General features: G+C 72.4%; 28 protein-coding genes. 17 read left to right on the top strand and 11 right to left on the bottom strand.

The window, feature by feature from the left end; translation table 11 throughout:
- Positions 1–15 precede the first annotated feature (15 nt).
- Complete coding sequence (locus KME79_RS03005) at positions 16–786, bottom strand: TIGR03084 family metal-binding protein (protein WP_219543285.1); 771 nt, start codon at positions 784–786, stop codon at positions 16–18.
- Between the two features lie 42 nt (positions 787–828).
- On the opposite strand from KME79_RS03005, the gene KME79_RS46130 reads away from it, so the two are divergent.
- The 6 genes from KME79_RS46130 to KME79_RS46810 all read left to right on the top strand — a co-directional run bounded on the left by KME79_RS46130 (position 829) and on the right by KME79_RS46810 (position 4,720).
- Positions 829–954 (top strand): hypothetical protein, encoded by a 126-nt coding sequence (locus KME79_RS46130; protein WP_261808413.1) that lies wholly within the window; start codon positions 829–831, stop codon positions 952–954.
- Positions 955–1,015: 61 nt separating this feature from the next.
- Positions 1,016–1,099: a putative leader peptide gene (locus tag KME79_RS47355; protein ID WP_354532976.1), complete on the top strand. Its 84-nt coding sequence runs from the start codon at positions 1,016–1,018 to the stop codon at positions 1,097–1,099.
- A gap of 108 nt (positions 1,100–1,207) precedes the next feature.
- Entirely contained in the window at positions 1,208–2,881 is a 1,674-nt protein-coding gene (locus KME79_RS03000) for a nitrite/sulfite reductase (RefSeq protein ID WP_219543214.1), read from the top strand.
- Positions 2,878–3,021 carry an Insertion element protein gene (locus KME79_RS44505; protein ID WP_148030414.1) on the top strand — a complete coding sequence of 48 codons (144 nt, stop codon included), beginning with the start codon at positions 2,878–2,880 and terminating at the stop codon, positions 3,019–3,021. The genes KME79_RS03000 and KME79_RS44505 overlap by 4 nt, the downstream gene beginning before the upstream one ends.
- Complete coding sequence (locus tag KME79_RS02995) at positions 3,018–3,746, top strand: phosphoadenylyl-sulfate reductase (protein ID WP_219543213.1); 729 nt, start codon at positions 3,018–3,020, stop codon at positions 3,744–3,746. Before KME79_RS44505 ends, KME79_RS02995 begins: the two co-directional genes overlap by 4 nt.
- A 53-nt stretch (positions 3,747–3,799) precedes the next feature.
- Entirely contained in the window at positions 3,800–4,720 is a 921-nt protein-coding gene (locus KME79_RS46810) for a sirohydrochlorin chelatase (RefSeq protein ID WP_308248763.1), read from the top strand.
- A gap of 108 nt (positions 4,721–4,828) precedes the next feature.
- Here KME79_RS46810 and KME79_RS02980 read toward each other — a convergent pair whose 3' ends face one another.
- Complete coding sequence (locus KME79_RS02980) at positions 4,829–5,488, bottom strand: DUF1707 SHOCT-like domain-containing protein (RefSeq protein WP_219543212.1); 660 nt, start codon at positions 5,486–5,488, stop codon at positions 4,829–4,831.
- 150 nt (positions 5,489–5,638) lie between these two features.
- Here KME79_RS02980 and KME79_RS02975 point away from each other — a divergent pair, with 150 nt between their 5' ends.
- Positions 5,639–6,982 carry an ankyrin repeat domain-containing protein gene (locus KME79_RS02975; RefSeq protein WP_246639156.1) on the top strand — a complete coding sequence of 448 codons (1,344 nt, stop codon included), beginning with the start codon at positions 5,639–5,641 and terminating at the stop codon, positions 6,980–6,982.
- A gap of 6 nt (positions 6,983–6,988) precedes the next feature.
- Here the strand turns inward: KME79_RS02975 and KME79_RS02970 are convergent, their stop codons facing one another.
- Entirely contained in the window at positions 6,989–7,882 is an 894-nt protein-coding gene (locus KME79_RS02970; RefSeq protein WP_219543211.1) for a maleylpyruvate isomerase family mycothiol-dependent enzyme, read from the bottom strand.
- Positions 7,882–8,442: a sigma-70 family RNA polymerase sigma factor gene (locus KME79_RS02965; protein ID WP_219543210.1), complete on the bottom strand. Its 561-nt coding sequence runs from the start codon at positions 8,440–8,442 to the stop codon at positions 7,882–7,884. The genes KME79_RS02970 and KME79_RS02965 overlap by 1 nt, the downstream gene beginning before the upstream one ends.
- Positions 8,443–8,591: 149 nt before the next feature.
- Between KME79_RS02965 and KME79_RS02960 the strand changes: the two genes are divergently transcribed.
- From KME79_RS02960 to KME79_RS02935, 6 genes are all read left to right on the top strand, one after another.
- Entirely contained in the window at positions 8,592–9,017 is a 426-nt protein-coding gene (locus KME79_RS02960; protein WP_148030409.1) for an OsmC family peroxiredoxin, read from the top strand.
- 32 nt (positions 9,018–9,049) lie between these two features.
- Positions 9,050–11,167 (top strand): glycogen debranching protein GlgX, encoded by a 2,118-nt coding sequence (gene glgX / locus KME79_RS02955; protein WP_219543209.1) that lies wholly within the window; start codon positions 9,050–9,052, stop codon positions 11,165–11,167.
- Positions 11,168–11,197: 30 nt separating this feature from the next.
- Positions 11,198–11,914, top strand: a complete 717-nt coding sequence (locus KME79_RS02950) for a pyrimidine reductase family protein (protein ID WP_219543208.1) — start codon at positions 11,198–11,200, stop codon at positions 11,912–11,914.
- Positions 11,915–11,916: 2 nt separating this feature from the next.
- Positions 11,917–13,080 carry an ATP-dependent DNA ligase gene (locus KME79_RS02945; RefSeq protein ID WP_148030406.1) on the top strand — a complete coding sequence of 388 codons (1,164 nt, stop codon included), beginning with the start codon at positions 11,917–11,919 and terminating at the stop codon, positions 13,078–13,080.
- A 27-nt stretch (positions 13,081–13,107) separates the two neighbouring features.
- Positions 13,108–13,434, top strand: coding sequence for a hypothetical protein (locus KME79_RS02940; RefSeq protein ID WP_148030405.1), 327 nt, complete (start codon positions 13,108–13,110; stop codon positions 13,432–13,434).
- Positions 13,435–13,605: 171 nt separating this feature from the next.
- Positions 13,606–13,896 carry a hypothetical protein gene (locus tag KME79_RS02935; protein ID WP_148030404.1) on the top strand — a complete coding sequence of 97 codons (291 nt, stop codon included), beginning with the start codon at positions 13,606–13,608 and terminating at the stop codon, positions 13,894–13,896.
- 116 nt (positions 13,897–14,012) lie between these two features.
- On the opposite strand, the gene pgeF is transcribed toward KME79_RS02935, so the two are convergent.
- Complete coding sequence (pgeF, locus tag KME79_RS02930) at positions 14,013–14,717, bottom strand: peptidoglycan editing factor PgeF (protein ID WP_219543207.1); 705 nt, start codon at positions 14,715–14,717, stop codon at positions 14,013–14,015.
- 87 nt (positions 14,718–14,804) lie between these two features.
- On the opposite strand from pgeF, the gene KME79_RS02925 reads away from it, so the two are divergent.
- Positions 14,805–15,662 (top strand): tetratricopeptide repeat protein, encoded by an 858-nt coding sequence (locus tag KME79_RS02925; protein WP_187281047.1) that lies wholly within the window; start codon positions 14,805–14,807, stop codon positions 15,660–15,662.
- Between the two features lie 24 nt (positions 15,663–15,686).
- Here KME79_RS02925 and KME79_RS02920 read toward each other — a convergent pair whose 3' ends face one another.
- The 3 genes from KME79_RS02920 to KME79_RS02910 all read right to left on the bottom strand — a co-directional run bounded on the left by KME79_RS02920 (position 15,687) and on the right by KME79_RS02910 (position 17,130).
- Positions 15,687–16,226 (bottom strand): putative immunity protein, encoded by a 540-nt coding sequence (locus tag KME79_RS02920; protein ID WP_219543206.1) that lies wholly within the window; start codon positions 16,224–16,226, stop codon positions 15,687–15,689.
- A gap of 101 nt (positions 16,227–16,327) precedes the next feature.
- The gene (locus KME79_RS02915; RefSeq protein ID WP_219543205.1) at positions 16,328–16,729 is read right to left on the bottom strand and encodes an RNHCP domain-containing protein; all 402 of its coding nucleotides are present in this window, start codon (positions 16,727–16,729) and stop codon (positions 16,328–16,330) included.
- 14 nt (positions 16,730–16,743) lie between these two features.
- Entirely contained in the window at positions 16,744–17,130 is a 387-nt protein-coding gene (locus KME79_RS02910) for an RNHCP domain-containing protein (RefSeq protein WP_148030400.1), read from the bottom strand.
- A gap of 270 nt (positions 17,131–17,400) precedes the next feature.
- Here KME79_RS02910 and KME79_RS02905 point away from each other — a divergent pair, with 270 nt between their 5' ends.
- Entirely contained in the window at positions 17,401–18,102 is a 702-nt protein-coding gene (locus tag KME79_RS02905; protein ID WP_219543204.1) for an acyl-CoA dehydrogenase family protein, read from the top strand.
- A 5-nt stretch (positions 18,103–18,107) separates the two neighbouring features.
- Positions 18,108–19,901 (top strand): acyl-CoA dehydrogenase family protein, encoded by a 1,794-nt coding sequence (locus KME79_RS02900; RefSeq protein WP_219543203.1) that lies wholly within the window; start codon positions 18,108–18,110, stop codon positions 19,899–19,901.
- A 29-nt stretch (positions 19,902–19,930) separates the two neighbouring features.
- On the opposite strand, the gene ligD is transcribed toward KME79_RS02900, so the two are convergent.
- Positions 19,931–20,929: a non-homologous end-joining DNA ligase gene (gene ligD / locus KME79_RS02895; protein WP_219543202.1), complete on the bottom strand. Its 999-nt coding sequence runs from the start codon at positions 20,927–20,929 to the stop codon at positions 19,931–19,933.
- 342 nt (positions 20,930–21,271) lie between these two features.
- On the opposite strand from ligD, the gene msrB reads away from it, so the two are divergent.
- Positions 21,272–21,673 carry a peptide-methionine (R)-S-oxide reductase MsrB gene (gene msrB / locus KME79_RS02890; RefSeq protein WP_219543201.1) on the top strand — a complete coding sequence of 134 codons (402 nt, stop codon included), beginning with the start codon at positions 21,272–21,274 and terminating at the stop codon, positions 21,671–21,673.
- 188 nt (positions 21,674–21,861) lie between these two features.
- Here msrB and KME79_RS02885 read toward each other — a convergent pair whose 3' ends face one another.
- Together KME79_RS02885 and KME79_RS02880 are read right to left on the bottom strand one after the other, a co-directional pair.
- Positions 21,862–22,659: an alpha/beta fold hydrolase gene (locus KME79_RS02885; RefSeq protein ID WP_219543200.1), complete on the bottom strand. Its 798-nt coding sequence runs from the start codon at positions 22,657–22,659 to the stop codon at positions 21,862–21,864.
- A complete protein-coding gene (locus tag KME79_RS02880) occupies positions 22,601–23,884 on the bottom strand; it encodes a cation:proton antiporter (RefSeq protein ID WP_219543199.1) in 1,284 nt (427 codons plus the stop codon). The genes KME79_RS02885 and KME79_RS02880 overlap by 59 nt, the downstream gene beginning before the upstream one ends.
- Between the last annotated feature and the right edge of the window lie 87 nt (positions 23,885–23,971).

The raw sequence follows: 23,971 nt of genomic DNA, 5'->3' as shown, positions 1-23,971 counted from the left end.
GTCACCGGGCGCCCGTCAGCGTGATCCCGGCGGGCGTCCCCGCCCCGGCGGGCCCGCGTACGCCTGCGCGATCGGCATCCACGCGGCCGCCGGCTCGCCGGTGACCTCCAGGGCGGTGTCGGAGAGGTGGGCGCGCTGGGTGACGGCGAGGCAGAAGTCGAGCATCGGCCCGCGCACCACGCCCGCGGCGCCCTCCGGGCCCGCCGTCCACAGCTCTCCGCCGGGCGTCGTCAGCTCCACCCGCACCGGCTCGGCCGGCACGGGCAGGCCGCGTACGGCGAACGAGTAGGGCAGGGCCATGACCCCGATGCGGGCCACGTGGCGGAGCCTGTCGGTGGGCTCGCGGGTGCGGCCGAGGGCGTCGGCGACGTCCTGGCCGTGCGCCCACGTCTCCATCAGGCGGGCGGTGGCGAACGACGCCGCCGACATGTCGACTCCGTACCAGGGCAGCCGGTGCTTGGGCGGCAGCGGGGCGAGCGCCTCGACGAGCCGGGCGCGCGAGGAGGCGAACCAGGCGCGCAGCTCGCCGGCGGGCATCTCGCGCGACCGCGCGGCCAGGTCGTCGGGGGTGGTCGTGGCCGAGGCGGCGAGCAGGTCGCGGAAGGCGTCCGGATCGGTGATCGCGGTGCGGGCGGCGTCGTCGAACCAGGCCAGATGGCTCACCTGGTCGCGCACCGCCCATCCGGCGGCGGGCGTGGGCAGCTCCCAGTCGCCGGGACGCAGCGGCTCCAGGAGCGTTTCGAGTGAGGCGGTTTCGGCGCGGAGGTCGTCGAGCAGCTCGGCCATGAGATCCACGACGCCAGCCTAGCCCGGGGCGATAATGCTGTCGTGATCTGCGACAGCTGCAAGGACAGACGCCACGACGACTGCCGGGGCGGCTCGTGGTGCGACTGCCAGCATCTGCCCGCCGAAGAGGCTCAGGAGTCGGAGCTCGACTGGCCGCGTCAGGGATGATCGAGTCCAGACTCTGGACCCGGTATTGGACATCTCGGACGGCCAGAGTATCTTCATAAGCATGCCAGCGGACCCCATGCTTGTCGGCCGACGCCACGTCGACCTTCTGCGTGTCCGCAGTGCCATCTGTTGCGACGCCCGGTAACCACTCGTTTCCCACCGCTGAGCGCGTCGCACTCCTTCTTCCCCTGCACTCGATGACGAGGCAGGAGGACATCCGCGTGCGCGCGCCCATGATCTCTAAGGACGCGCAATGAGCACCCCTGCCAGCCGGCATCACAAGCGCCCGCGCGGCGAAGGTCAGTGGGCTCTCGGTTACCGGGAGCCGCTGAACAAGAACGAAGAGCTGAAGAAGAACGACGACGGGCTGAACGTCCGCCAGCGGATCATCGACGTCTACTCCAAGCGGGGCTTCGACTCGATCGACCCCGCCGACCTGCGCGGGCGCATGCGCTGGTACGGCATCTACACCCAGCGCAGGCCCGGGATCGACGGCGGCAAGACCGCGATCCTGGAGCCGGAGGAGCTCGACGACCGCTACTTCATGATGCGCATCCGCATCGACGGCGGCCAGCTCGACCTGCGCCAGCTCCGGGTGATCGCCGACCTCTCCAACGAGTACGGGCGCGGCACCGCCGACGTGACCGACCGGCAGAACATCCAGCTCCACTGGATCGAGATCGAGTCGGTGCCGGACATCTGGCAGCGGCTGGAGGCCGTGGGCCTGTCGACCACGGAGGCCTGCGGCGACACCCCGCGCACGATCCTGGGCTGCCCGCTGGCCGGGATCGAGGAGGACGAGGTGCTCGACGCCACCGAGCAGATCCGCGAGATCCACGAGCGCTACATCGGCGACCCCGCCTACTCCAACCTGCCGCGCAAGTTCAAGACCGCGCTGAGCGGCTGCCCCTCCCACTGCACGGTGCACGAGATCAACGACGTGGCGTTCGTCGGCGTGGTCAACGAGCGGGGCGAGAAGGGCTACGACCTGTGGGTCGGCGGCGGCCTGTCGACCAACCCGATGCTGGGCAAGCGCCTGGGCGTGTTCGTGGCGCCGGAGCAGGCGGGCGACGTGTTCGGCGGCGTCATCGGCATCTTCCGCGACTACGGCTACCGGCGGCTGCGCCACCGGGCCCGGCTGAAGTTCCTGATGAACGACTGGGGGCCGGAGAAGTTCCGCGAGGTGCTGGAGACCGAGTACCTCAAGGAGCCGCTGCCCGACGGGCCCGCGCCCGAGCAGCCGCGCGCCAACCGCCGCGACCACGTGGGCGTCTTCCGCCAGAAGGACGGCCTGTTCTACGTCGGGTTCGCGCCCAGGGTCGGCCGGCTCAGCGGCGACCAGCTCCACCTGATCGCCGACATCGCCGAGCGTCACGGCTCCGGCCGGGTGCGCACCACGGTCGAGCAGAAGATGGTCATCCTCGACGTCGCCCCCGAGCGGGTCGACTCGCTGGTGGCCGAGCTGGAGGCCAACGACCTGCGGGTGAAGCCGTCCACGTTCCGCCGCCAGACGATGGCCTGCACCGGCATCGAGTTCTGCAAGCTGGCCATCGTCGACACCAAGAACACCGCCGACCACCTGATCGACGAGCTGGAGCGGCGCCTGCCGGAGTTCACCGAGCCGCTCACCATCAACGTCAACGGCTGCCCCAACTCCTGCGCCCGCATCCAGACGGCCGACATCGGGCTCAAGGGCCAGCTCGTCCTGGACGAGAACGGCAAGCAGGTCGAGGGCTTCCAGATCCACCTGGGCGGCTCGCTGGGCGTCAACTCCGGCTTCGGCCGCAAGGTGCGCGGGCTCAAAACCACCGCGGCGGCGCTGCCCGACTACGTGGAGCGGGTCGCGCGCCACTTCGACGAGCAGAAGAAGGAAGGCGAGACCTTCGCCGACTGGGTGCAGCGCGCCGACGAGGCCGATCTCAAATGAGCGGCCGCGCGGTCCCGTTCCACTGCCCGTACTGCGGCGACGAGGATCTGGAGCCCTACCAGGATGACGGGGGCTGGTACTGCCGCTCCTGCGCTCGTGCGTTCAAGCTGAAGTTTCTCGGAATCGGGGTCAACATATGACGCTCGCCGACATCGAAATCGATCTGCGGCAGCAGCGCGGCGTCCTCGACCTGCAGGACATCGTCGAGTCCGCCGCGGTCTTCCTGGAGGACGCCTCCGCCCGCGAGGTCATCCGCTGGGCGGCGGCCACGTTCGGGGACCGGCTGTGCCTGACCTCGTCCATGAGCGACGCGCTGCTGATCGACCTGGTGAGCCGGGTGAAGCCGGGGGTGGACGTGCTGTTCGTCGACACCGGCTACCACTTCGCCGAGACGGTCGGCACCCGCGACGCCGTGGCGCAGGTCTACGACGTCAACGTGATCGACGTGAAGCCGTCGCGCACGGTCGAGGAGCAGGATCGCGACCTCGGCCCGCGGCTGTTCGGCCGCAACCCCGACCTGTGCTGCTTCCTGCGCAAGGTGGAGCCGCTCAACCGGGCGCTGGAGCCGTACCTCGCGTGGATCAGCGGCATCCGCCGCGACGAGTCCCCCTCGCGCACCGGCACGAAGGTCGTGGAGTGGGACGCCAAGCGGCAGATGGTGAAGATCAACCCGATCGCCTCCTGGACCCAGGAGGACGTCGACAACTACATCTCCGACAACGGGGTGCTGATCAACCCGTTGCACTACGACGACTACCCCTCCATCGGGTGCGCGCCGTGCACCCGGCAGGTCCTGGAGGGAGAGGATCCGCGCAGCGGCCGCTGGGCGGGGCTGGGGAAGGTTGAATGCGGCATTCACCTGTGACCCCCGGCCGGCCGGTTCCGTTGGCAGACGGGGCCGGCCCGAGCGTCCCACTGGTGGCGGTCGCGCACGGTTCGCGAGATCCCCGTGCCGCCGCCACCGTGGAGGCGCTGCTCGAAGAGGTGCGGCGGCTGCGCCCCTGGCTCCCGGTGCGCTCCGCCTACCTCGACCACGCCACGCCCACCCTCGGGCAGGCGCTGCACGGCCTGACCGACGCGGTGGTGCTGCCGCTGCTGCTGACCGAGGCGTACCACAGCCGGGTCGACCTGCCCGCGGCGCTGCGTGAGGCGCGCGCCCGCGAGCCTCGGCTGAGCGTCCGCCACGGCACGACCCTGGGTCCGCACCCGCTGCTGACGGCCGCCCTTGAGCGGCGCCTGGAGGAGGCGGGCGTGCCCGCCGGCGACCCGGACACCGCGGTCGTCCTGGTGTCGGCGGGCTCCAGCGACGCGCGCGCCAACGAGGTGATCGCCCGGCTCGCCCGCGCCTGGCGCCGCCCCGCCGCCGCGCCGTCCTTCGCGGCCCGCTCCTTCGCCGCCCGCCCCGGCACCACCCCCTGCGCGGCTGGATCCCCCGAGACGGGATGGGAGCCCGCGCAGTCCCGCGCCGCGGGTTCGGGTGCGGCGTGGTCGGAGGTTGTGCCGTCCCACGCCGGGCGGTTCGGCGGCGGCTCTGTATGGGCCGCCACGGGGGCGGGGTGCGGGTGGTGGGCCGTCGAGGCCGCCTACGCCTCGGCGGCGGCGCCGACGCCCGCTGAGGCCGTCGCCAGGCTCAAGAAGGCGGGTGCGCCTCGGGTGGCGGTCGCGCCCTATCTGCTGGCGCCGGGCTACTTCGCCGACAAGGTGCGCCGCACCACCCTGGAGGCGGGCGCCGACGTGGTCGCCGACGTGCTCGGGCCCGCGCCCGAGCTGGCCCGGGTGCTGCTGGAACGGTACGAGTCCGCGCTGCGGTCCCCGGCAGGCGACCTCAGGACGGCCTGACCGTACGGGACCCCGATGTGCGGAGCCGTGCCCGCGGACGCCGATCGCTCAGGCGCGCCACCGCATGCCGTGCGGGAACGCGCCCGGGGCGCCGGTGCCGGGGTGGGGTCAGTAGCCGCGGCCGAGGGAGCGGTCGCCGTGGTCGTCGCCGTGGAGCTGGCGCCAGTGCTCGCGCCAGGCCGACCAGCCGCGCTTGATGGGCTTGGCCCGGGAGTCGCCGAGCACCTTCACGTCGCCCATGATCGCGTAGGCGTGGACCCGCACCATCGGCACGTTCATGCCCCGCGGCGCCTCCTGCACGTCGACCCGTTTGTCGCCCATGATGGCCATGCCGTCGAGGTCGACGTTCACCCCGTCGGGGACGATGATCTTCACATCGCCCATGACGGAGACGGCCATGATCTCCACCACGTCGGTGCGCACCTCGGCCTCGCGCAGGTCGAGCACGACGTCGCCCATCACGGCCACCGCCCCCAGCTCCTGGTCGATGCGCCAGGTGCCGCGCCGTTTGGTGTCGCCCAGGACGCCGACGAACCAGCGCCGTTTCTTGCCCTCGCGCCGCTCCGCGGGCGGCGTGAAGGCCGCGGCGGCGGGCAGGTCCTGCGTGAGCAGGGCGAGCTCGGTCTGGGTGGTGGCGGTGTAGGCGGCCTCGGTGCGGTCGGTGAGCTCGGCAAGGGTGAGCCTGCCTTCGACGGAGGCCTCGCGAAGCAGCTCGACCACGGCCTCGCGCTCGGCGTCGGAGGCGCGTACCTCCCCGGGGTCAGTCATACTCGCAACATATCGCGTTTTGACGGTGTCGCGGTCCTCCCCAAGGAGGAAATGGGGTGAACCACTATCGACACGCACCCCGTACCAGATAGTGACACGGACCCCAGCATGGTCCCGGGGCGCGGCCGGGCCAGGCTAGGGTCCGTTGTCATGCATGAGGAACAGCTCTACCTGGCCGCGCTGGACGGCGACGAGAAGACCGTCGGCGAGCTGCTCGCCGAGGGCGCCGGCCCCGACCGGCCGTACGAGGGCGACGAGGGCGGCCTGCCGCTGTGCGCGGCCGCCGCCCGCGACCGGGTGGAGGTCGCCGGGATGCTGCTGGCCGCCGGCGCCGGCGTGGACACCAGGGAGAGCGGCGGCTGGACCGCCCTGATGTGGGCCGCCACCAACGGCGCGGCGGGCACCGCGCGGGTGCTGATCGAGGCGGGCGCCGACGTCGACGCCGCCAACGAGACGGGTGACACGCCGCTCACGCTCGCCGCCCGCCGCGGCGCGCTCGGCGTGGTCCGTGAGCTGCTCGACGCCGGCGCGGACGCCGCCAAGTACGACGGCGACGGCGACACGCCGCTGGAGATCGCCGCCGACTGGGTGGGCGTGCACCTGGAGAGCGCGCTGCTCGACCAGGTCGAGCAGGAGGGCTGGGCGTACGCGGTGCACCGCCAGTGGGCGGGCGACGGCACCGGGCTGGTCACGGTCACCGCCACCTCGCCCGACGGGTCGGAGACCGAGCAGGTGGCGGCGCAGCGCGGCCATGCCGCCATCGCGACCCTGCTGGAGGCGGCGGCGGGCGAGTGGGCGCCGGTCGAGCGGCTGCTGGCGCGCGCGCTCGCGCACCGCGACCTGGACGAGGACGCCGAGACGTGGTGGGCGGCGGCCGACACGCTGGCCGCGCGGGGCGACGAGGAGACGTACGAGGCGCTGGCGCGGCTGTGCGTGAGCGAGGACGCCAGGGAGCGCGAGTTCGGCGTGGACGCGATCGCCCAGTTCGGCGTGACCGGCGACGACAAGCCCTACCTGGAGCGGACGCTGCCGCTGCTGCGGCGGATGACGGTCACCGAGTCCGGCCCGCAGGTGCTGCGTTCGGTGCTGGCGGCGCTCGGCCACCAGGGCGACCCGCGGGCGCTGCCGCTCGTGCTCGGCCTCATCACCCGCCCCGGTCACCAGCGCACCATGACCGACGCCATCGCGCTGGCCGACGTGCTGACGCCGGACCACGCCGAAGGGGTGGCACTGCTGGTCGAGATGACCGGCGACGACGACGGCGAGGTGCGCGACTGGGCCACGGCGGGCCTGGCCGGGCTGGACGCGGACACGCCCGGGATCCGCGACGCGCTGGCGGCCCGGCTGGACGACGAGGTGCTGCGCACGGTGGCGGAGGCGGCGCGCGGCCTGGCCAGGCGCGGCGACCCGCGCGCGGCCCGCGGCGCCGAGCGGGTCCTGGCCGAGTCCGACGACCCCGAGCTGCACGAGCTGGTCGGCGACCAGAACGCCTGAGCGGCGTCAGGGGCCTGACAGGGCCGGGGCCGTGCGCAGCACGTCGCGGGCCAGGCCCATGTCGCCGTCCAGCCGCGCGGGGAAGCGCTCGGGGTCGCCCCGGCCGCCCAGCAGGAAGCAGAACTCGACCACGCCCGCGGTGATCCGCGCGTCCGGGGGACCGGACGCGGGGGCGTCCTCGACGCCCAGCGCCACGTGCCACTCGCCGCCGCCCGCTCCGGTGAGCGTCACCAGCACGCTGCGCCCTGACCCGTCGAGCCCGGACAGCAGCATCGTCCACGGCAGCAGCCGGGCGCACAGGTCGGCCGTCGGGTGGACGTGCTCGGGGACGGGCTCCGGCAGCCGGACTCCGGCCACCCTGGCCGCGTCGTCGGTGTGGATCCAGGTTTCGAGCATCCTGGCGAGCACGTGGTCGCGGACCGGGACCGTCAGGCCGTCGACCGAGGCGGCGGTGCCGGGCGGGACCGTGGCCAGGTGGCGGCAGAGGGCGTCGGCCTGCGCCCGCCAGTCGCGGCGGGTCTGCTCGGGGCTGCGCGCCCGCTCGTACGCCTGCACGTCGGCGGTGCGGCCGAGCGCGTCGGCGGCGGCGAGTTCGGGCCCCAGGACGGGAGCGCCGACGCCGGCCGCGACCAGGCCGTCCTTGGCGGCCAGGTGGGCGACGAGCTCCTGCAGCGTCCAGCCCTCGACGATGACGCGCGACCAGTCGTCGTCCACGGCGGCGGCCAGCAGGGCGTCCATGGCGGCGACCCGGCCCGCGTAGGGCTCCGCCCACGGCGCCGTGGGAGCCGCCGGGCGGCGTCGCGCCCGGGCCCCGGCCAGCAGCTGCGGACGCAGCGAGCCCTTCGGCTCCGCCGGCTCTTCGAGCAGCGCGTCCAGATACAGACGCTCGAGCGGCTCCATCACACCTCTTCCTCCGCCAGCGCCTCCGCCAGGCGGCGCAGCGCCAGCCGGATGCGCGACTTGGCCGTGCCCTCGGGCACGCCCAGCTCCTCCCCCACCTGCCGGTAGGTCCTGCCCCCGAAGTAGGCCAGCTCGACGGCCTGGCGTAACGCGTCCGGCAGGGCCATGACGGCCTGCCGCACCCGATCGGCCTCGTCGCCGGCGAGCACCGTGTCCTCCAGCCTCTCGGGCTCCCGCTGGAAGAGCCTGGGACCGATCACGGACACGCGCCTGCGCTCCTCCGCGCGCACGTGGTCGACGGCGCGGCGGTGCGCGATCGTGGCGAGCCACGCGCGCAGGGTGCCGCGCTCCGGGTCGTACGCCAGCGGACGCTCCCAGAAGACCAGGAAGACCTCCTGGGTGATGTCCTCGGCGATCACCCGGTCCCTCGTCACGCGCAGGGACAGGCCGAAGATCAGCGAGGCGAGCCGATCGTAGATCTCTCCGAGTGCGGCCTCGTCGCCGCCGACCACCCGCTGGTGCAGCAGGCGGTCGTCGTACGGTGCCTCCACTGGCACCACACTCCCGATGATCCGGACTAGACGGCGGGTGCGCCGCGACCCAGCATTTCATCATTCGCCGCGAAACGGCAGACGGATGTCGGCCACGGCCGCTTTCCCGCCCCGCGATAGGGTCGGAAGGTCGTCCATCAACAAGAGGGAGCACTCGCATGGCCACGACCCGCACCGCCACGACGCAGTGGAAGGGCGCGCTGCTCGACGGTTCCGGCACTGTTTCGCTCGACACCTCAGGGGTCGGGAGCTTCGAGGTGTCCTGGCCGTCCAGGGCCGAGGCCGCCAACGGCAAGACCTCGCCCGAGGAGCTCATCGCCGCGGCCCACTCCGCCTGCTTCTCCATGGCGCTCTCGCACGGGCTGGCCGGCGCGGGCACGCCGCCGGAGTCGGTGCAGACCAGCGCCGACGTCACCTTCCAGCCGGGTGAGGGCATCACCGGCATCGTGCTCACGGTCAAGGCCCACGTGCCGGGCGTCACCGCCGAGCAGTTCCAGCAGGCGGCCGAGACCGCCAAGGTCAACTGCCCCGTCAGCAAGGCCCTGACCGGCACCACGATCACGCTGAACGCCGAACTGCTGTAGCAAGACCCGATCGCATGCGACAATAAGGTCACATGCGCGACGTCTGGCCGGGCGAACCCTATCCACTCGGCGCTACCTGGGATGGCGTGGGCACCGGTTTCGCGGTGTTCTCCGAGGTGGCCGAGCGGGTCGAGCTGTGCCTGTTCCACGATGACGGCTCCGAGGAGCGCGTCGATCTGTCCGAGGTGGATGGGTTCGTCTGGCATGGTTACCTGCCCGGCATCATGCCGGGCCAGCGTTACGGTTACCGCGTGCACGGCCCCTACCAGCCCGCGCACGGCCACCGGTGCAACCCCGCCAAGCTGCTGCTCGACCCGTACGCGAAGGCGGTCGACGGTGAGCTGCAGTGGAACGAGGCGGTCTTCTCCTACCACTTCACCGACCCGGCGAAGGTCAACCGGGTCGACAGCGCTCCCTTCATGCCGAAGAACGTGGTGGTCAATCCGTTCTTCGAGTGGGGCAACGACCGTCCGCCGCGCGTCCCGTACCACCAGACCGTGATCTACGAGACGCACGTGCGGGGGCTCACCATGCGCCATCCGGACGTGCCGGAGGAGCTGCGCGGCACGTACGCGGGGGTGGGGCATCCGGCGGTCGTCGACCACCTGCTGTCGCTGGGGGTGACGGCGGTCGAGCTCATGCCGGTCCACCACTTCATGCCGGAGCACTTCCTGGTGGCGCGTGGGCTGACGAACTACTGGGGCTACAACACGATGGCCTACCTCGCCCCGCACGGCGACTACTCCAGCTCCGGCACGCGCGGCGAGCAGGTGCAGGAGTTCAAGGCCATGGTGCGGGCGCTGCACGAGGCGGGCATCGAGGTGATCCTCGACGTGGTCTACAACCACACCGCCGAGGGCGACCACATGGGGCCGACGCTCGGGTTCAGGGGCATCGACAACGCCGCCTACTACCGGCTGCACGACGCCGACCGCCGCTATTACCTGGACTACACGGGCTGCGGCAACTCACTGAACGTGCGGTCCCCGCACGCGCTGCAGCTGATCATGGATTCGCTGCGCTACTGGGTGCTGGAGATGCACGTCGACGGGTTCCGGTTCGACCTGGCGTCGGCGCTGGCGCGCGAGCTGCACGACGTCGACCGGCTGAGCGCGTTCTTCGACCTGATCCAGCAGGATCCGGTGATCTCGCAGGTCAAGCTGATCGCCGAGCCGTGGGACGTCGGGCCCGGCGGCTACCAGGTGGGCAACTTCCCGCCGCTGTGGACGGAGTGGAACGGCAAGTACCGCGACACGGTGCGCGACTTCTGGCGGGGCACGCACTCGGCGCTGCCGGACTTCGCCTCGCGGCTGACGGGCTCGGCCGACCTCTACGAGACGTCGGGGCGGCGGCCGGTGGCCTCGATCAACTTCGTGACGTGCCACGACGGGTTCACGCTCGCCGATCTCGTCTCGTACAACCGCAAGCACAACGAGGCCAACGGCGAGGACAACCGCGACGGCACCGACGACAACCGGTCGTGGAACTGCGGCGCCGAGGGGCCGGTGGAGGATCCGGCGATCGTGCGGCTGCGCCACCGGCAGCGGCGCAACTTCCTGGCCACGCTGTTCCTGTCGCAGGGCGTGCCGATGCTGTCCCACGGCGACGAGCTCGGCCGCACGCAGCGGGGCAACAACAACGCCTACTGCCAGGACAACGAGATCGCCTGGGTCGACTGGTCGGCGCTGCGCACGGAGGCGCAGCTGCTGGAGTTCGTGCGCAAGCTGGCGAAGCTGCGCAGCAGACACCCGGTGTTCCAGCGGCGGCGGTTCTTCCACGGCCGTCACCCCGAGAACGGCGAGCGCGACCTGGTGTGGCTGACGCCCGGGGGCGCCGAGATGACGGCGGCCGACTGGCACGTCGGCTACGCCAAGTCGCTGATGGTCTATCTGAACGGCGACGCGATCACCGAGCCCGGGCCCCGCGGCGAGCGGATCTCCGACGACTCGTTCCTGCTGCTGATCAACGCCCATCACGAGGACATGGCGTTCACGCTGCCCGGCGAGACGTTCGGGGCGGGCTGGCTGCTGGAGCTCGACACCGCCGACGACAGCTCGGAGGGGCTGTTCGGCGACGAGCGGTGGCGGGCGGGCGACGTGGTGGCGGTGACGTCGCGTTCGATGCAGGTGCTGCGCAGGCCGCGAGAGTGACTTGTCGGAGGCGTGTGCCAAGGTAGAGGGGTGCGCCGCATCCATCCCGACATAAAAGACGATCCGGACATCGTGCAGGCCTACGCCTACCCGGAGGGCAGGCCCTGGCTGCGCCTCAACATGGTGGCCAGCGCCGACGGCGCGGCCTGGGACAAGGGGTTGTCCGGAGGGCTGTCCGGCAAGGCCGACAAGCGGGTGTTCGGGGTGCTGCGCGGGCTGGCCGACGTGGTCCTGGTGGGCGCCGCGACCGTGCGGGCCGAGGGCTACGGGCCGGTCAGGCCGCGCGAGTCCTGGCGCGAGCTGCGCGCGGGGCGGCCGGCGGCCGCGCCGCTCGCCATCGTCAGCCGCGGCCTCGACCTCGACTTCGGCGCGCCGCTGTTCCGCGAGGCGGTGAGCCCGACGCTGGTGATCACCTGCGAGAGCGCACCCGCCGACCGGCGCGAGGCGGCGGCCGAGGCCGGCGAGGTGATCGTGGCCGGCGGCGAGCGGGTCGACCTGGCCGGCGCGGTGGCCGCGCTGCACGCGCGCGGGCTGACCCGGGTGCTGTGCGAGGGCGGGCCGCGGCTCAACGCCCAGCTCGCGGCCGCCGGGCTGGTCGACGAGCTGTGCCTGTCGGTGAGCCCGCTGCTGCTGGGCGGGGACGCGGCGCGGATCCTCGACGGTGAGCCGTCGCGGGAGCGGCTCCGGCTCGGCCAGGTGCTGGAGGAGGAGGGCGTCCTCTTCTGCCGCTACACGAGGGAGATGTGACCATGAGCGAGCCGACGACGCCCAGGCCGGCGCGGAAGCCCAAGGAGCCGGAGCCGATCCCCGATCTCGACCTGCCGGTCAGGCCGCCGGTGGGGCCGATGCTGGCCAAGCCGGTCAAGGCGATGCCGAAGCAGGACGGCACCCTGTTCTACGAGCCGAAGTGGGACGGGTTCCGGTGCATCGTGTTCCGCGACCGCGACGAGGTCTATCTCGGCAGCCGCAACGAGCGGCCGTTCACCCGCTACTTCCCCGAGCTGGTCGAGGCCGTCAAGGCGGAGCTGCCCGAGCGGTGCGTCGTCGACGGTGAGATCGTGCTGCCGAGCGGCTCGGAGCTCGACTTCGAGGCGCTGCAGCAGCGCATCCACCCCGCGGCCTCGCGGGTCAAGATGCTGTCGGAGCAGACCCCGGCCTCGTTCGTCGCCTTCGACCTGCTGGCCGTCGGCGACGAGGCGCTGATGGACGCGCCGTTCGCCGACCGGCGGGCCCGCCTGGAGGAGCTGTTCCCCCAGAAGGGCCGGTCTGTGCGGCTCACCCCGGTGACCAAGAGCGACGAGCAGGCCGGCGAGTGGTTCGAGATGTTCGAGGGCGCCGGGCTCGACGGCATCATCGTCAAGCCGGGCGACCAGCCCTACACGCCCGACAAGCGGGTGATGTTCAAGGTCAAGCACGAGCGCACCGCCGACGTGGTGATCGCCGGCTACCGCGAGCACAAGACGGGGCCGATCGTGGGCTCCATCCTGCTCGGCCTCTACGGCGACGACGGCAGGCTCCACCACGTGGGGGTGGCGGCCTCGTTCCCGATGGCGCGCCGGGCCGAGCTGGTGGAGGAGCTCAAGCCGTACCTCGCCGAGCTGGGCGAGCATCCGTGGGGCCACTGGGCCGAGCAGGCGCAGGCCAACCTGGGCCGGCCGGCCGCCACGCCCGCCACCGGGGGCCAGCGGGTGCCGGGGGCGATCTCGCGCTGGAACGCCAAGAAGGACCTGTCGTTCATCCCGCTCCGGCCGGAGCTGGTGATCGAGGTCGCCTACGACCAGATGGAGGGCGACCGGTTCCGCCACACCGCGCAGTGGCGGCGCTGGCGGCCCGACCGCACGCCGGAGTCGTGCACGTACGAGCAGCTCGAACGGCCGGTCTCCTACAACCTTGACGACATCCTTGCCCGCTGACCCTGACCATCGTCTATATATCGCTGTATGAGCAGCAGTGAAGAACTGAAGGCGGCCCTCGCCGCCCGCCGTGATCTCGGCCCCGACTTCGAGGAAGCCATCGCGGCGTCGTTCCTCGACAAGGTGGGGCAGGAGGTCGACCGGCGGGTCGACGAACGTCTCCGGGCCGCTCCCGCCAGGCGACGGCCCGGCCCGACCGACGGCCAGCGGCTCGCGCTCGCCATCGTCTCGCTGGCGCTCGGCACGGGGGCCACGATCGCGCTCGCCGCGCTCGGCGCGCTCAACCCCGCGCTCCTGGTGATCTGGCTGGGCATCGTCGCGGTCAACTTCGTCTTCAACCGCCCCGGCGCCTGACCCGGACGGCTCGCCCTGAGGTCGCCCTCGCCCGTTTCCGCTTCCTTCGTCATGTCCGGCGAACGTCCTCATGACGCCCTGGCCCGGTCCATCCAGGCGCATGAGGATGAAGATCGCACCGAGTGACTCCGCTCCATACAGGGCGGAGAGCAAACCGAAGGGAGCAAGACGATGATTCGCAAGAGGACCGTCACGACCCTGTTCGCGGGCCTCGTGACCGCGGTCGGACTGTGCCTGGCACTCCCCGGGAACGCCGGCGCGGCGTCGCAGGACTGCGAGGCGCCGGCGCAGCTCTCAGGGGTCTCCGCGCCGTTCGTGTGGTGGTGCGAGGGCTATTACATGACCTGGCAGGAGTGCCGCGACACCGGGGTGGCCTACGTCGGCGCCCAGGGCGCGAAGGCGTGGGCGTGCGATGAGGTGGGCCCCGCGAACTATCCATGGAGACTCCGCATCCTGGACTGAACGCATGCCGGCCCGGCGTGCGGGCTTCCGTCCACGCGTCAACGGATTCGACAAGGCTGAACCGCTGTGTGACCAGCGATCCCGGCGTCCATGGACTGGACCAGATCTTCGCGGGGCTAGGCGAGCCAGATGAGTCCCGCGAAGCGGCCGGCGTCCCGGCGGCGGTGGGAGTAGAGCTCGCCGGACTCGATGGTGCAGCGGGCGTCGTGGCGCACGTCGGGCACGCCCGCGTCGCGGAGCTGCGCCTCGATGCCGGCGCGCAGGTCGAGCGCGGGGGTGTCCCAGGAGGTGGTGGAACGGGCGGGCGGCACCTTCGCGGCCACCTGGTCGCGGAGCTCGGCGGGCACCTCGTAGCAGCGCCCGCACGCCCCGGGCCCGACGAACGCCACCATCCGCCCCGGCTCGGCGCCCTTGGCCGCCATGGCCTCGACCAGCGCAGTGGAGATCCCCGCTTCCGTGCCGGGACGCCCGGAATGCGCGGCACCGGCCATGCGCGCCACCGGATCGGCCACCAGCACCGCCGGGCAGTCGGCCCCCAGGGACGCCAGCGCCAGCCGCGGCTCCGTGGTGAACACCGCGTCGACCGGCGGCGGGTCGTCGCCGAACGGCTCGCTCACGTACGCGACGCCGGCGCCGTGGACCTGCCTCATGAACACGATCGCCCGCACACCCAGCTCGGCCACGACGCCGTCGCGGTTGGCGCGCACGGCGGCGGGGTCGTCGCCGGTCAGGCCGCCGAGGTTGCGCGTCGCGTACGGCGGGACGCTGACGCCGCCATGGCGGTCGGTGACGGCGACGTGCACGCCGGGGGCCAGTTCCATGCCCCGATCCTATGACCGCCCCGGACGGCGGGCGGCGGTGGCGGCGAAAGGGCGTCATGATCGACAAAGGGCCGATAGATTCCCCCCATGAGCGAGGAGATCAACGAGGGCGCGGCCCGGTCGCGGGCGTCGGTGCTGCGCAGCCGCGCCGAGTCGTACATCGCGCTGGGGCGGCACGACGCGGCGATCGCCGACCTGACCGAGTCGATCGCCCTCGTGCCGGACAACGCGCGCGCCTGGCGGCTGCGCGGCGAGAGCCACCGGCTCATCGAGCGGTACGAGGCCGCGATCTCCGACTTCGACGAGGCGCTGCGGATGGAGCCCGACAGCGCGTACGCGCTGGGCTCGCGCGGCCAGGCGTACGCGGCGCTCGACCGCCACGAGGAGGCCATGGCGGACTTCGAGCACGCGCTGACCCTGTCACCGGACTCGCTGTGGATCCTGGAGGCCAGGGCGGACGCGCTCGCGGACCTGGACCGGCTGGACGAGGCGCTGGCCGAGCATGCCAAGATCATCGAGCTGGACGGCAGCCTGGCGCACTCCTGGGTGTCCAGGGGCGACCTCTACCAGCGGCTGGGCCTCTACTCCGAAGCCATCGCCGACTACACCAGCGCACTGGAGATCGACCCCGACCTCGTGCGCGCCCTGAGCCGGCGCGGGGAGGCGCTGCGCATGATCGACCAGTACGAGGACGCGCTGGCGGACCTGAACCGGGCCGTCGAGCTGGCTCCCGACCACGACCGCGCGCTCGGCAGCCGCGGCGCGGTGCTGAGCGAGCTGGGCGACAACGAGGCCGCGCTGAAGGACCTCGACCGGGCGATCGAGCTGGACGCCGAGTACGTGTGGGCCTACCGGGTGCGCGGCGAGATCTTCCAGGAGGAGGACCGCCACGAGGAGGCGATCGCCGACTTCACCCACGCCCTGCGGCTGGAGTTCGGCGACTGAGGACCCGTGTGCTGTGGCGCCTTCTCAGCGGGACGCGCGCAGGGAAGCGTCCAAGGTGCTCATGAGCTGCGCGACACGGGTCTTGGCGGTCGGCGCGAGGGGATACCGGCACAGAACGGCGATCAGGGTGGGCGTGGCGCGCTGCCGCGCCTGGTCGATCATCATGTCTCCGACCGCGGGATCGCCGCCCGCGTTCAGCTCGGCGACGCGTGCGGCACTCGCGGCGGCGCGCAGGATGTGGCCCACCTGGGTGGCCTTCGCTATCGGGTGCAGGTAAGCGGCGGACGCGGCGTCACCGGCGGAGCGCGCGGCGAGACGTGCGGCTTCGGCGCCCGCTTCCCTGGCGGCCCGATGGGCGTCCAGCGAGGTGACGCGCTGCAGCTTGGTCCTTCTCGCGCCGTTGACGAACTCCCATGCGGCGTCGATGGCCGCGCGCGGGCGGAGATCGCCCGGCACGGCCTCCTCGAACACCGGGAGGACGTCCTGGGCGCTCTCGGCCACGTAGCGCGCCACGACGCGCAGTTCGTCCATGGTCAGCTCGAAATCGCCCGACACGATCGTCATGAAGCCGATCTTTCCATGGTCCGGGAGCGCCGCGACGCCGTAGTTCTACCGGGAGCGGGCCGGCTGTCGAGGGCCCCGGAGGGTCGCCCGGGGCCCTCGGGTCACAGCGAGAGCAGCGCGCCGACCCGCAGCCGGTCGTCCGACAGCGGTCGCATCGCGATGCGGACCAGGGCGAGCGCGTTGTCGTCGCCCGCGATGCGGTTGGCGCTGAGCCCGCCGCACGACTGGCAGTGGTGGATGATCAGCCACTCGCCGTCGTCCCGCACCGTGACGCTGACCGGCGCCATACGGCCCCGGCACGCCGCCCGGCGGTCACCGGGGACGCGGTGGTCGACATGCCTGCTGGTCAGGCAGTTCGGGCAGTGGTTGCGGTGCGCGGTGCCCGGCGCGGTGACGGGCACGTCGAGGCGGCAGCCGACGCACCGGAACGCGTCGCCCGGCTCGCCGTGCCTGACGTCCTTGCGCCGCTGCGGCCGGCGCTCCGCCGGTTTCCTGCGTGGCATGCGGTCCGCTCCCGTCACAGGTCGCCGAACGTTTCCAGCGGGAACGGCGGCTCGGCGAGCGGGCGGACGGCCATGCGCATGAGGATGAGCTGGTTGTCGTCGCCGCTGATCGGGTTGGACGTCAGCTCTCCGCAGCGGGTGCAGCGATGGATGAGCATCCAGTCGCCGCCGCGCAGCACCGCGATGGAGATCGGCGCCATGCGTGATCCGCACTCGGACGGCCCGCCCTCGGCACGGTCGAGCACGTGCAGCGAGTGCAGGCAGCTCGGGCAGTGGTTGCGGCGGCCGCCTCCGGGGGCGGCTCCGGTCACAGTCAGCCCGCACCGTACGCAGGTGAACGTATCGGTCAGGACCTGACGGGTCTTGTGGGTGGACACCCTGGGGTACTCCTTGCCGGACATGATGGGAAAGGGCAGCAAGGAAGCGCCGTGCGGGCCTCGGGACGGTCAGGGATGACGTGTCATGTACGGGTCCGTATGACGGTACGACGAGGCGCGCGTGGCGCGGTCCCGGGCATAAACCCCCCGCTTTCCAGGGCGTGACCGCCCGTATGACTCGTACATGGACATCGGGAGCGTAACCAGGCCCGGTCCGGGACCGCCACCGATTTTCCCCGCCCCGGCTTCACGTTGGGGGTGGAGAAGGACCGAACAACGTTCTAGGTTCGGTCCATGGGAATCGGGCTGACCACTGACCATCGGGCGCTCGCGGGGTCCGTGCGCGGGCTGGCGGAGCGGGGTGCGGACCATGGTGCGCTGGCCCGGCAGGGGGTGCTCGGGCTGCACCTGCCGGAGGAGCGGGGCGGGCAGGGGTACGGGCTGCTGGAGCTGTGCGTGGCACTGGAGGCGCTCGGCGAGCTGCGCGTCCCCGGACCGTACCTGCCGACGGTGCTCGCCGCCGCGGCGGCGGCCCGCTCCCCCGCCGCCAAGGACCTGACCGACGGCCTCGCCAACGGCTCCCTCACCGCCACCGTCGTCCTGCCCGTCACAGACGGTCTCGCCGGCACGGAGGTCCTGCCGGTCACGGATGGATCCGCCGGCCCGGAGGTCCTGCCGGTCACGGATGGATCCGCCGCCCCAGTCATGCCCGTCACAGGCGGTCCCGCAGCCCCGGTCTGCCTGTCACAGACAGCTCCGCCGCCTCAGTCCCGCCCGTCACAGGCGGTCCCGCCGCCGCGTCCGGGGCGAGCGACCTCACCGGCGCTCTGTCACCCCGCGCGGACCGCCGGACCGCCCTGCTCGCGCTCGGGGCGGCGAGGGCTGATCTGTTTCTGGTGCCGGTGGGTGCGGACGGCTGGGCGTTGCTCGATCGCGGGGATGTCGTGGCGGAGCCCGCCGCAGGTGTCGACCTGGACCGTGACCTGTGCACTGTGACCGTCATGGACGTGCCCCGGGAACGCGTGCTCGGCGCGGTGCCGGTACGGGAGCTGGCCGCCGTGCTGCTCGGCGCGGACGCCTGCGGGGTCGCGGCCTGGGCCGTGGCCACGGCCTCGGAGTACGCCGAGGTACGCGAGCAGTTCGGCCGGCCCATCGGCCAGTTCCAGGGCGTCAAGCACCGGCTGGCCGCCGCCCTGGTAACCCTGGAGCAGGCCCGCGCCGCCGTATGGGACGCCGCCAGAGCCCTGGACGACCCCGGACAGCACGGAGTCCACGGGCAGACTGGGATCACCTTGCCGCCCGAGGTGCGGCTTGCCGAAGAGGCGACCACCTTGCCGCCGCAGGAACAGCTTGCCGGGGAGGTGGCTGCGTTGACGCCGGAGGTGCGGCTGGCTGTGGGGGTGGCCGGGGTGCTCGGGGCGGAGGCCGGGGTGCGGTGTGCGGCGGATGCGATCCAGGTGCTCGGCGGCATCGGCTACACGTTCGAGCACGACGCGCACCGCTACTACCGCCGGGCGCTGTCGGACCGGATGGTGGCCGGGGATCCGGGGGCGTGGGCCGATGAGGTGGCGGCGCTGGCCCTCGCGGGGGTGCGGCGGACGATGGAGCCTGACCTGCCCGAGGACGCCGCCCCGGTCAGGGACTCGGTGCGGGCGCACGCCGCGTCGCTGCGGGCCGCCGATCCGTCCGAGCGCCGGCGGCGGTTCGCCGAGGAGGGGTGGATCATGCCGCACCTGCCGGAGCCGTGGGGCCGCGGGGCGTCACCGCTCGAACAGGTGATCATCCACGAGGAGTTCCGCGACCTGAGACGCCCGAACCTGGGCATCGGCGCGTGGGCCGTGCCGTCCATCGTCCGGCACGGGACCCGGGAGCAGCGGGAACGCTTCCTGCCCGGGACGTTCGCCGGCGAGATCGTGTGGTGCCAGCTGTTCAGCGAGCCGGGCGCCGGCTCGGACCTGGCGGGGCTGTCGACCAGGGCGGCCCGCGTGGAGGGCGGCTGGACGCTGACCGGGCAGAAGATCTGGACGTCCCTGGCCCAGTACGCCCACTGGGGCATCTGCCTGGCCAGGACCTCCCCCGGCAAGCCCAAGCACGAGGGCATCACGTACTTCCTCGTGGACATGGCCGCGCCCGGCGTCACCGTCAGGCCGCTCAAGGAGATCAACGGCGACGAGTTGTTCAACGAGGTCTTCCTCGACGACGTGTTCGTGCCGGACGAGCAGGTCGTCGGCGAGGTGGACGGCGGCTGGCGGGTGGCCCGCGACACCCTCTCGCACGAACGGGTCGCGCTCGGCGACTCGTGGGGGCCGGGGTCGAGGCACACGGACATGGCCGCGTTCGCCGCCCGGCTGCCGCTGCGGGCGGCGCAGCGCGAGCAGGCGGGCCGGCTGTGGGCCGAGGGCCAGGCCATCTCCGCCCTCGGCCTGCGCGTGACCCTCGCCCAGCTCGCCACCGGCACCAGCGGCGGCATGGAGAGCGGGGTCGCCACCAGCAGCAGAGGCGGTAAGGGGAGCGGGGTCGCCACCAGCAGCAGAGGCGGCAAGGGGAGCAGCGTCGCCACCGGCGCAAGAGGCGGCAAGGACAGTGGGGTCGCCACCGCGTCCAGCGTCCGTAAGCTGCTCGGCATGCGGCACGCCCAGGCGGTGGCCGAGTTCTGCTGGGCGCTGGCGCCCGCCGACCCCTACTGGAGCCGCATGATCCTCACCACCCGCGCCTTCACGATCGGCGGCGGGACGACCGAGGTGCAGCTCAACATCATCGCCGAGCGCGCGCTGGGGCTCCCGCGCGACCCGTGACCACTCCCCCGCCGGGAGCACGGGAGTGGTCAGTCGTCGCGGGCCTTGCTCGGCTGCACGCGCTTCGGCTCGCCGGGCATTTTCGGATAGTTGGGCGGATAGGGCATGTCGCCGCGCTCGTCCTTCGCGTACAGGTCGAGGAGGGTCTCGATCGAGTAGGCCTGGTCGTCGATGGCGGCGTGCACGTCCCCCAGCTCGGCGAACCTCGCGGGGACCGTGCGGATGTCGAAGTCGCGCGGGTCGGCGTCTTCCAGCTCGGGCCAGGTGAGCGGGGTCGAGACCGGCGCGTGCGGGCGGGCCCGGACCGAGTAGGCGCTGACCACCGTGCGGTCGCGGGCGTTCTGGTTGAAGTCGATGAACACCCGGTCGCCCCGCTCCTCCTTCCACCAGGCGGTGGTGACCAGGCCGGGGTCGCGCTCCTCGACGGCCCTGGCCAGCGCGATGCCGGCGTGGCGGACCTGCACGAAGTCCCACCTCGGCTCGATGCGCACCGCGATGTGGACGCCGCGGTTGCCCGAGGTCTTGACGAACCCGGGCATGCCGAGCTCCTCCAGCACGTCCCTGGTCAGGAACGCGGCCTTGCGCACCGCGCCGAAGCCCACGCCGGGCTGCGGATCGAGGTCGACGCGCAGCTCGTCGGGGTGTTCGACGTCGGAGGCGCGGACCTGCCAGGGGTGGAAGTCGATGGTGCCCAGGTTGGCGCAGTAGGCGATGGCGGCGACCTCGGTGACCTTCAGTGACTCGGCCGTCCGGCCGCTGGGGAAGGTGACGGTCGCGGTCTCCACCCAGTCGGGGCGCTTGGCGGGCATCCGCTTCTGGTAGATGGCCTCGCTCTGCACCCCGTCGGGGTGGCGCTTGAGGTTGGTGGGCCGGTCTCTCAGCGCCCGGAGCGCGCCCTCGCCCACACTGACGTAGTACTCGACCAGCTCGCGCTTCGTCGCGCCGATCTCCGGAAAGTAGATCTTGCCGGGATTCGTCACCTTGACAGTGCGGTCTCCCACCTCAAGCTCGATGTACGGCGATGCCATGGGAACGAACCTACCCCGCGCCTCCGACAAACCACCGGGCGAGAGAAGGGGGCCCGTCCCGGAGCCGCACCGGTGGCGGGACCGGGAGCTCGACGGAACGGGCCCGTCAACGAGACCACTCGCGCCGCCGTTCCGGGCGCTGGCGCGCCACCCGGCCGGCCGTGGCGATCGCCGGCGGCGCCAGCACGGGCGTGGGCTGTGCCGCTCTGGCGATCCGGCGAGTGGTCTCGCCCCTTTGCAGGAGGCGATGACACCCCCTTGCTGACAAAGACGCGAATTCGCCCCAGAAAGGATGCTCCCCCTATGGAGATCTCTTTTTGCCGCATCTCGTACGCTGAACGTATGGACAAGGTGGTCAAGAGCGAGACCGAATGGCGGGTCCAGCTCTCTCCGGAGGAGTTTCATGTGCTGCGGGAGGCGGGCACCGAGCGCCCGTTCACCGGCGAGTACGTCGACACCAAGACCGAGGGCGTCTACGCCTGCCGGGCGTGCGGCGCGGAGCTGTTCAGGTCCGACACCAAGTTCGAGTCCCACTGCGGCTGGCCGAGCTTCTTCCAGCCGTCCGGCTCCGACGCGGTGACGCTGATCGAGGACCGCAGCCACGGCATGGTCCGCACCGAGGTGCGGTGCGCGCGCTGCGACTCCCATCTGGGGCACGTCTTCCACGGCGAGGGCTACCCGACGCCGACCGACGACCGCTTCTGCATCAACTCGATCTCGCTGAGACTCGAACCCGTGGAGTGACAGTTCGTTGACACGGCGTATCGGACAGGGGTGGCGGGTAGACCATCGCCGTGAGCCGGATCCATTTTCGTCACCGGTGGGTGACGATCGAGACGATCGGCCGCGTCGTCACACAGCGGTGCGAGGTGTGCACGAAGACCCGGGTGCGGGTGCGGTGAGATCAGGGGACGCGCGGGCGCCGCGCGTCCCTAGGCGGTCGCGAAGAAGTCCACCATCAGGGAGTTGACCTCGTCCGGCTGCTCCAGATACCCGTAGTGCCCGCACTTGGCGACCTGCGCGTACCTCGCGCCGGGGATGGCGGTGGCGACCTCCTGGCCGAGGTGCGGCGGCGTGATGAGGTCGTCCTCGAAGCCGACGACCAGGCAGCGGCCGCGGATGGCGCGGTAGTCCCCCAGCCGGTCGTCCATGATCTCCAGTTTGCTCTGGGCGCGCATGACCGCCTTGGCCGTCGGGAAGAGCTCGAAGAGGTCCAGCCAGTGCCGGGCCCGGCTCTCGTCGTTGAGCGTGTGCGGCGACAGGCTGAGCACCGCGCGCAGCGCCGCGCCGTAGGCGGCGGGCAGCTCCACCGGACCGAAGTTCAGCTCGGCCTCGGCCGCGGCGAGCCTGGCGCGGAAGTGGTCGGGCCGTCCGCGCGTGGCCATCAGCACGGCCTGCTCCACCAGTTCCGGCCGCTGCAGCAGGAGCTCCTGGACGACGTGCGCGCCCATCGACACGCCGACGAGGCGGCAGCGCCCCCCGCACAGGGTCTCGGCCAGCCCGGCGAGGTCGCCGACCAGGTCATCGATCTCGGGCGGCGCCCCGGAGTCCGGCGTCAGGCCGCGGTTGTCGAAGGTGATGACGCGGTAGCCGGCGGCCAGCAGCGCGGGCGCCTGGTGCAGGTGCCAGACGTGCCCGGGGCTGCCGGTGCCCATCACCAGGATCACGGGGTCACCGGTGCCCTGGTCGGTGTAGGTCAGGGTGGTCCCGTTCACTCGCGCCACGGCCATGCCGCTCTCCGTTCTGTTCTGGTGCTCGCTCGAAGGCCGCCCGCAGCAGCGGTGGCGCCAGCAAGGAGGTGGCCACCGCGATCAGGACGACGATCGAGTACGCGGCGGGTGTCAGGATGCCCAGCCGGAGTCCGACGGTGGCGACGATGATCTCGATGAGGCCCCGCGAGTTCAGCCCCGCGCCGATGGCGAACGACTCCCAGCGGGGCATCCCGCTGGTGCGGGCGCCGATGTAGCCGCCGGCCAGCTTGCCCGCCACGGCCAGGGCCAGCAGTCCCGCCGCGGTCAGGGCGACCGCCGGCTCGGCCAGTGCCGCGAGGTCCAGGTGCAGCCCGGCGAAGGCCAGGAAGACCGGGGCGAGGACGGCGATGACGGCGGTGCGCAGCCCGGCCAGGTGCCGCGCGCCCTCGCCCTTGGCGGCCCCGGCGACCAGCCCGGCGACGAAGGCGCCGACGACCGGCTCCAGCCCGGCGAGGTGCGCGGCGAGCGCGCCGGCGATGATCACGACGGCCGACATGGTCATGACCGGCGCCGGGTCGGCCACGCTCAGCACGCGCCGGGCGACCGGCCGCAGCACCAGGGCCGCCAGGAGCATGACCGCCAGCCACAGCAGCGGCATCCCGATCGTTTCCGGCCCCGCGCCGCTGGTGGCCATCGCGCCGACGACCGCGAGCAGTATCCAGGCGACCGAGTCCTGGCAGGCGCCGGAGGCCAGGGTGATCTGGCCGACGCGGTGGCCGAGCAGGCGCAGGTCGCTGAGCGTACGGGAGATGACGGGGATGGCGGTGACCGACAGCGCCACGCCGAGGTAGGCGGCGAACGTGACCCGGTCGGCGGCCGGCCCCAGGAGGGCCCCCGGCACCACGAAGCCCGCCGCCGCGCCCAGCACGAGCGGCAGGACCAGCGCCCAGGCGCTGACCCGGGCCAGCGTGCCCGCCTGCTCGCGCAGCCTGCCCAGGTCGAGCTCGGCGGCGGTGAGCCCGACGAGCAGCAGGAGCCCGAGCTGGGCCACGGCGTCGATGAGCGCGCCCGAGCCGGGCCGCGGCAGCCACTGGGCCCAGCCCGGCGCCAGCTGTCCCAGAACGGCGGGCCCGAGCAGGACCCCGGCCGCCAGCTCGCCCACGATCGCCGGCTGGCCGAGCCGGGAGGCCAGCCGGCCCAGGAGGACGGCCGAGGCAAGGATCACGACGAGCTGCAGGAGGAACAGCGGGACCCCGGTGAGCATGGCCCTCAGCGTAGGAAGCCCCCGTACGGCCCCGGCCGGGGCGGCGAGCGAATGGCGATTTCTCGCCACAACGGCGGCGGACGCTTC

Source organism: Nonomuraea harbinensis (assembly GCF_019396385.1).
Taxonomy (GTDB): Bacteria; Actinomycetota; Actinomycetes; order Streptosporangiales; family Streptosporangiaceae; genus Nonomuraea; species Nonomuraea ferruginea.
Note: the sequence above shows the minus strand (reverse complement) of the source record. Positions and strands in the feature narration are given on the sequence as shown.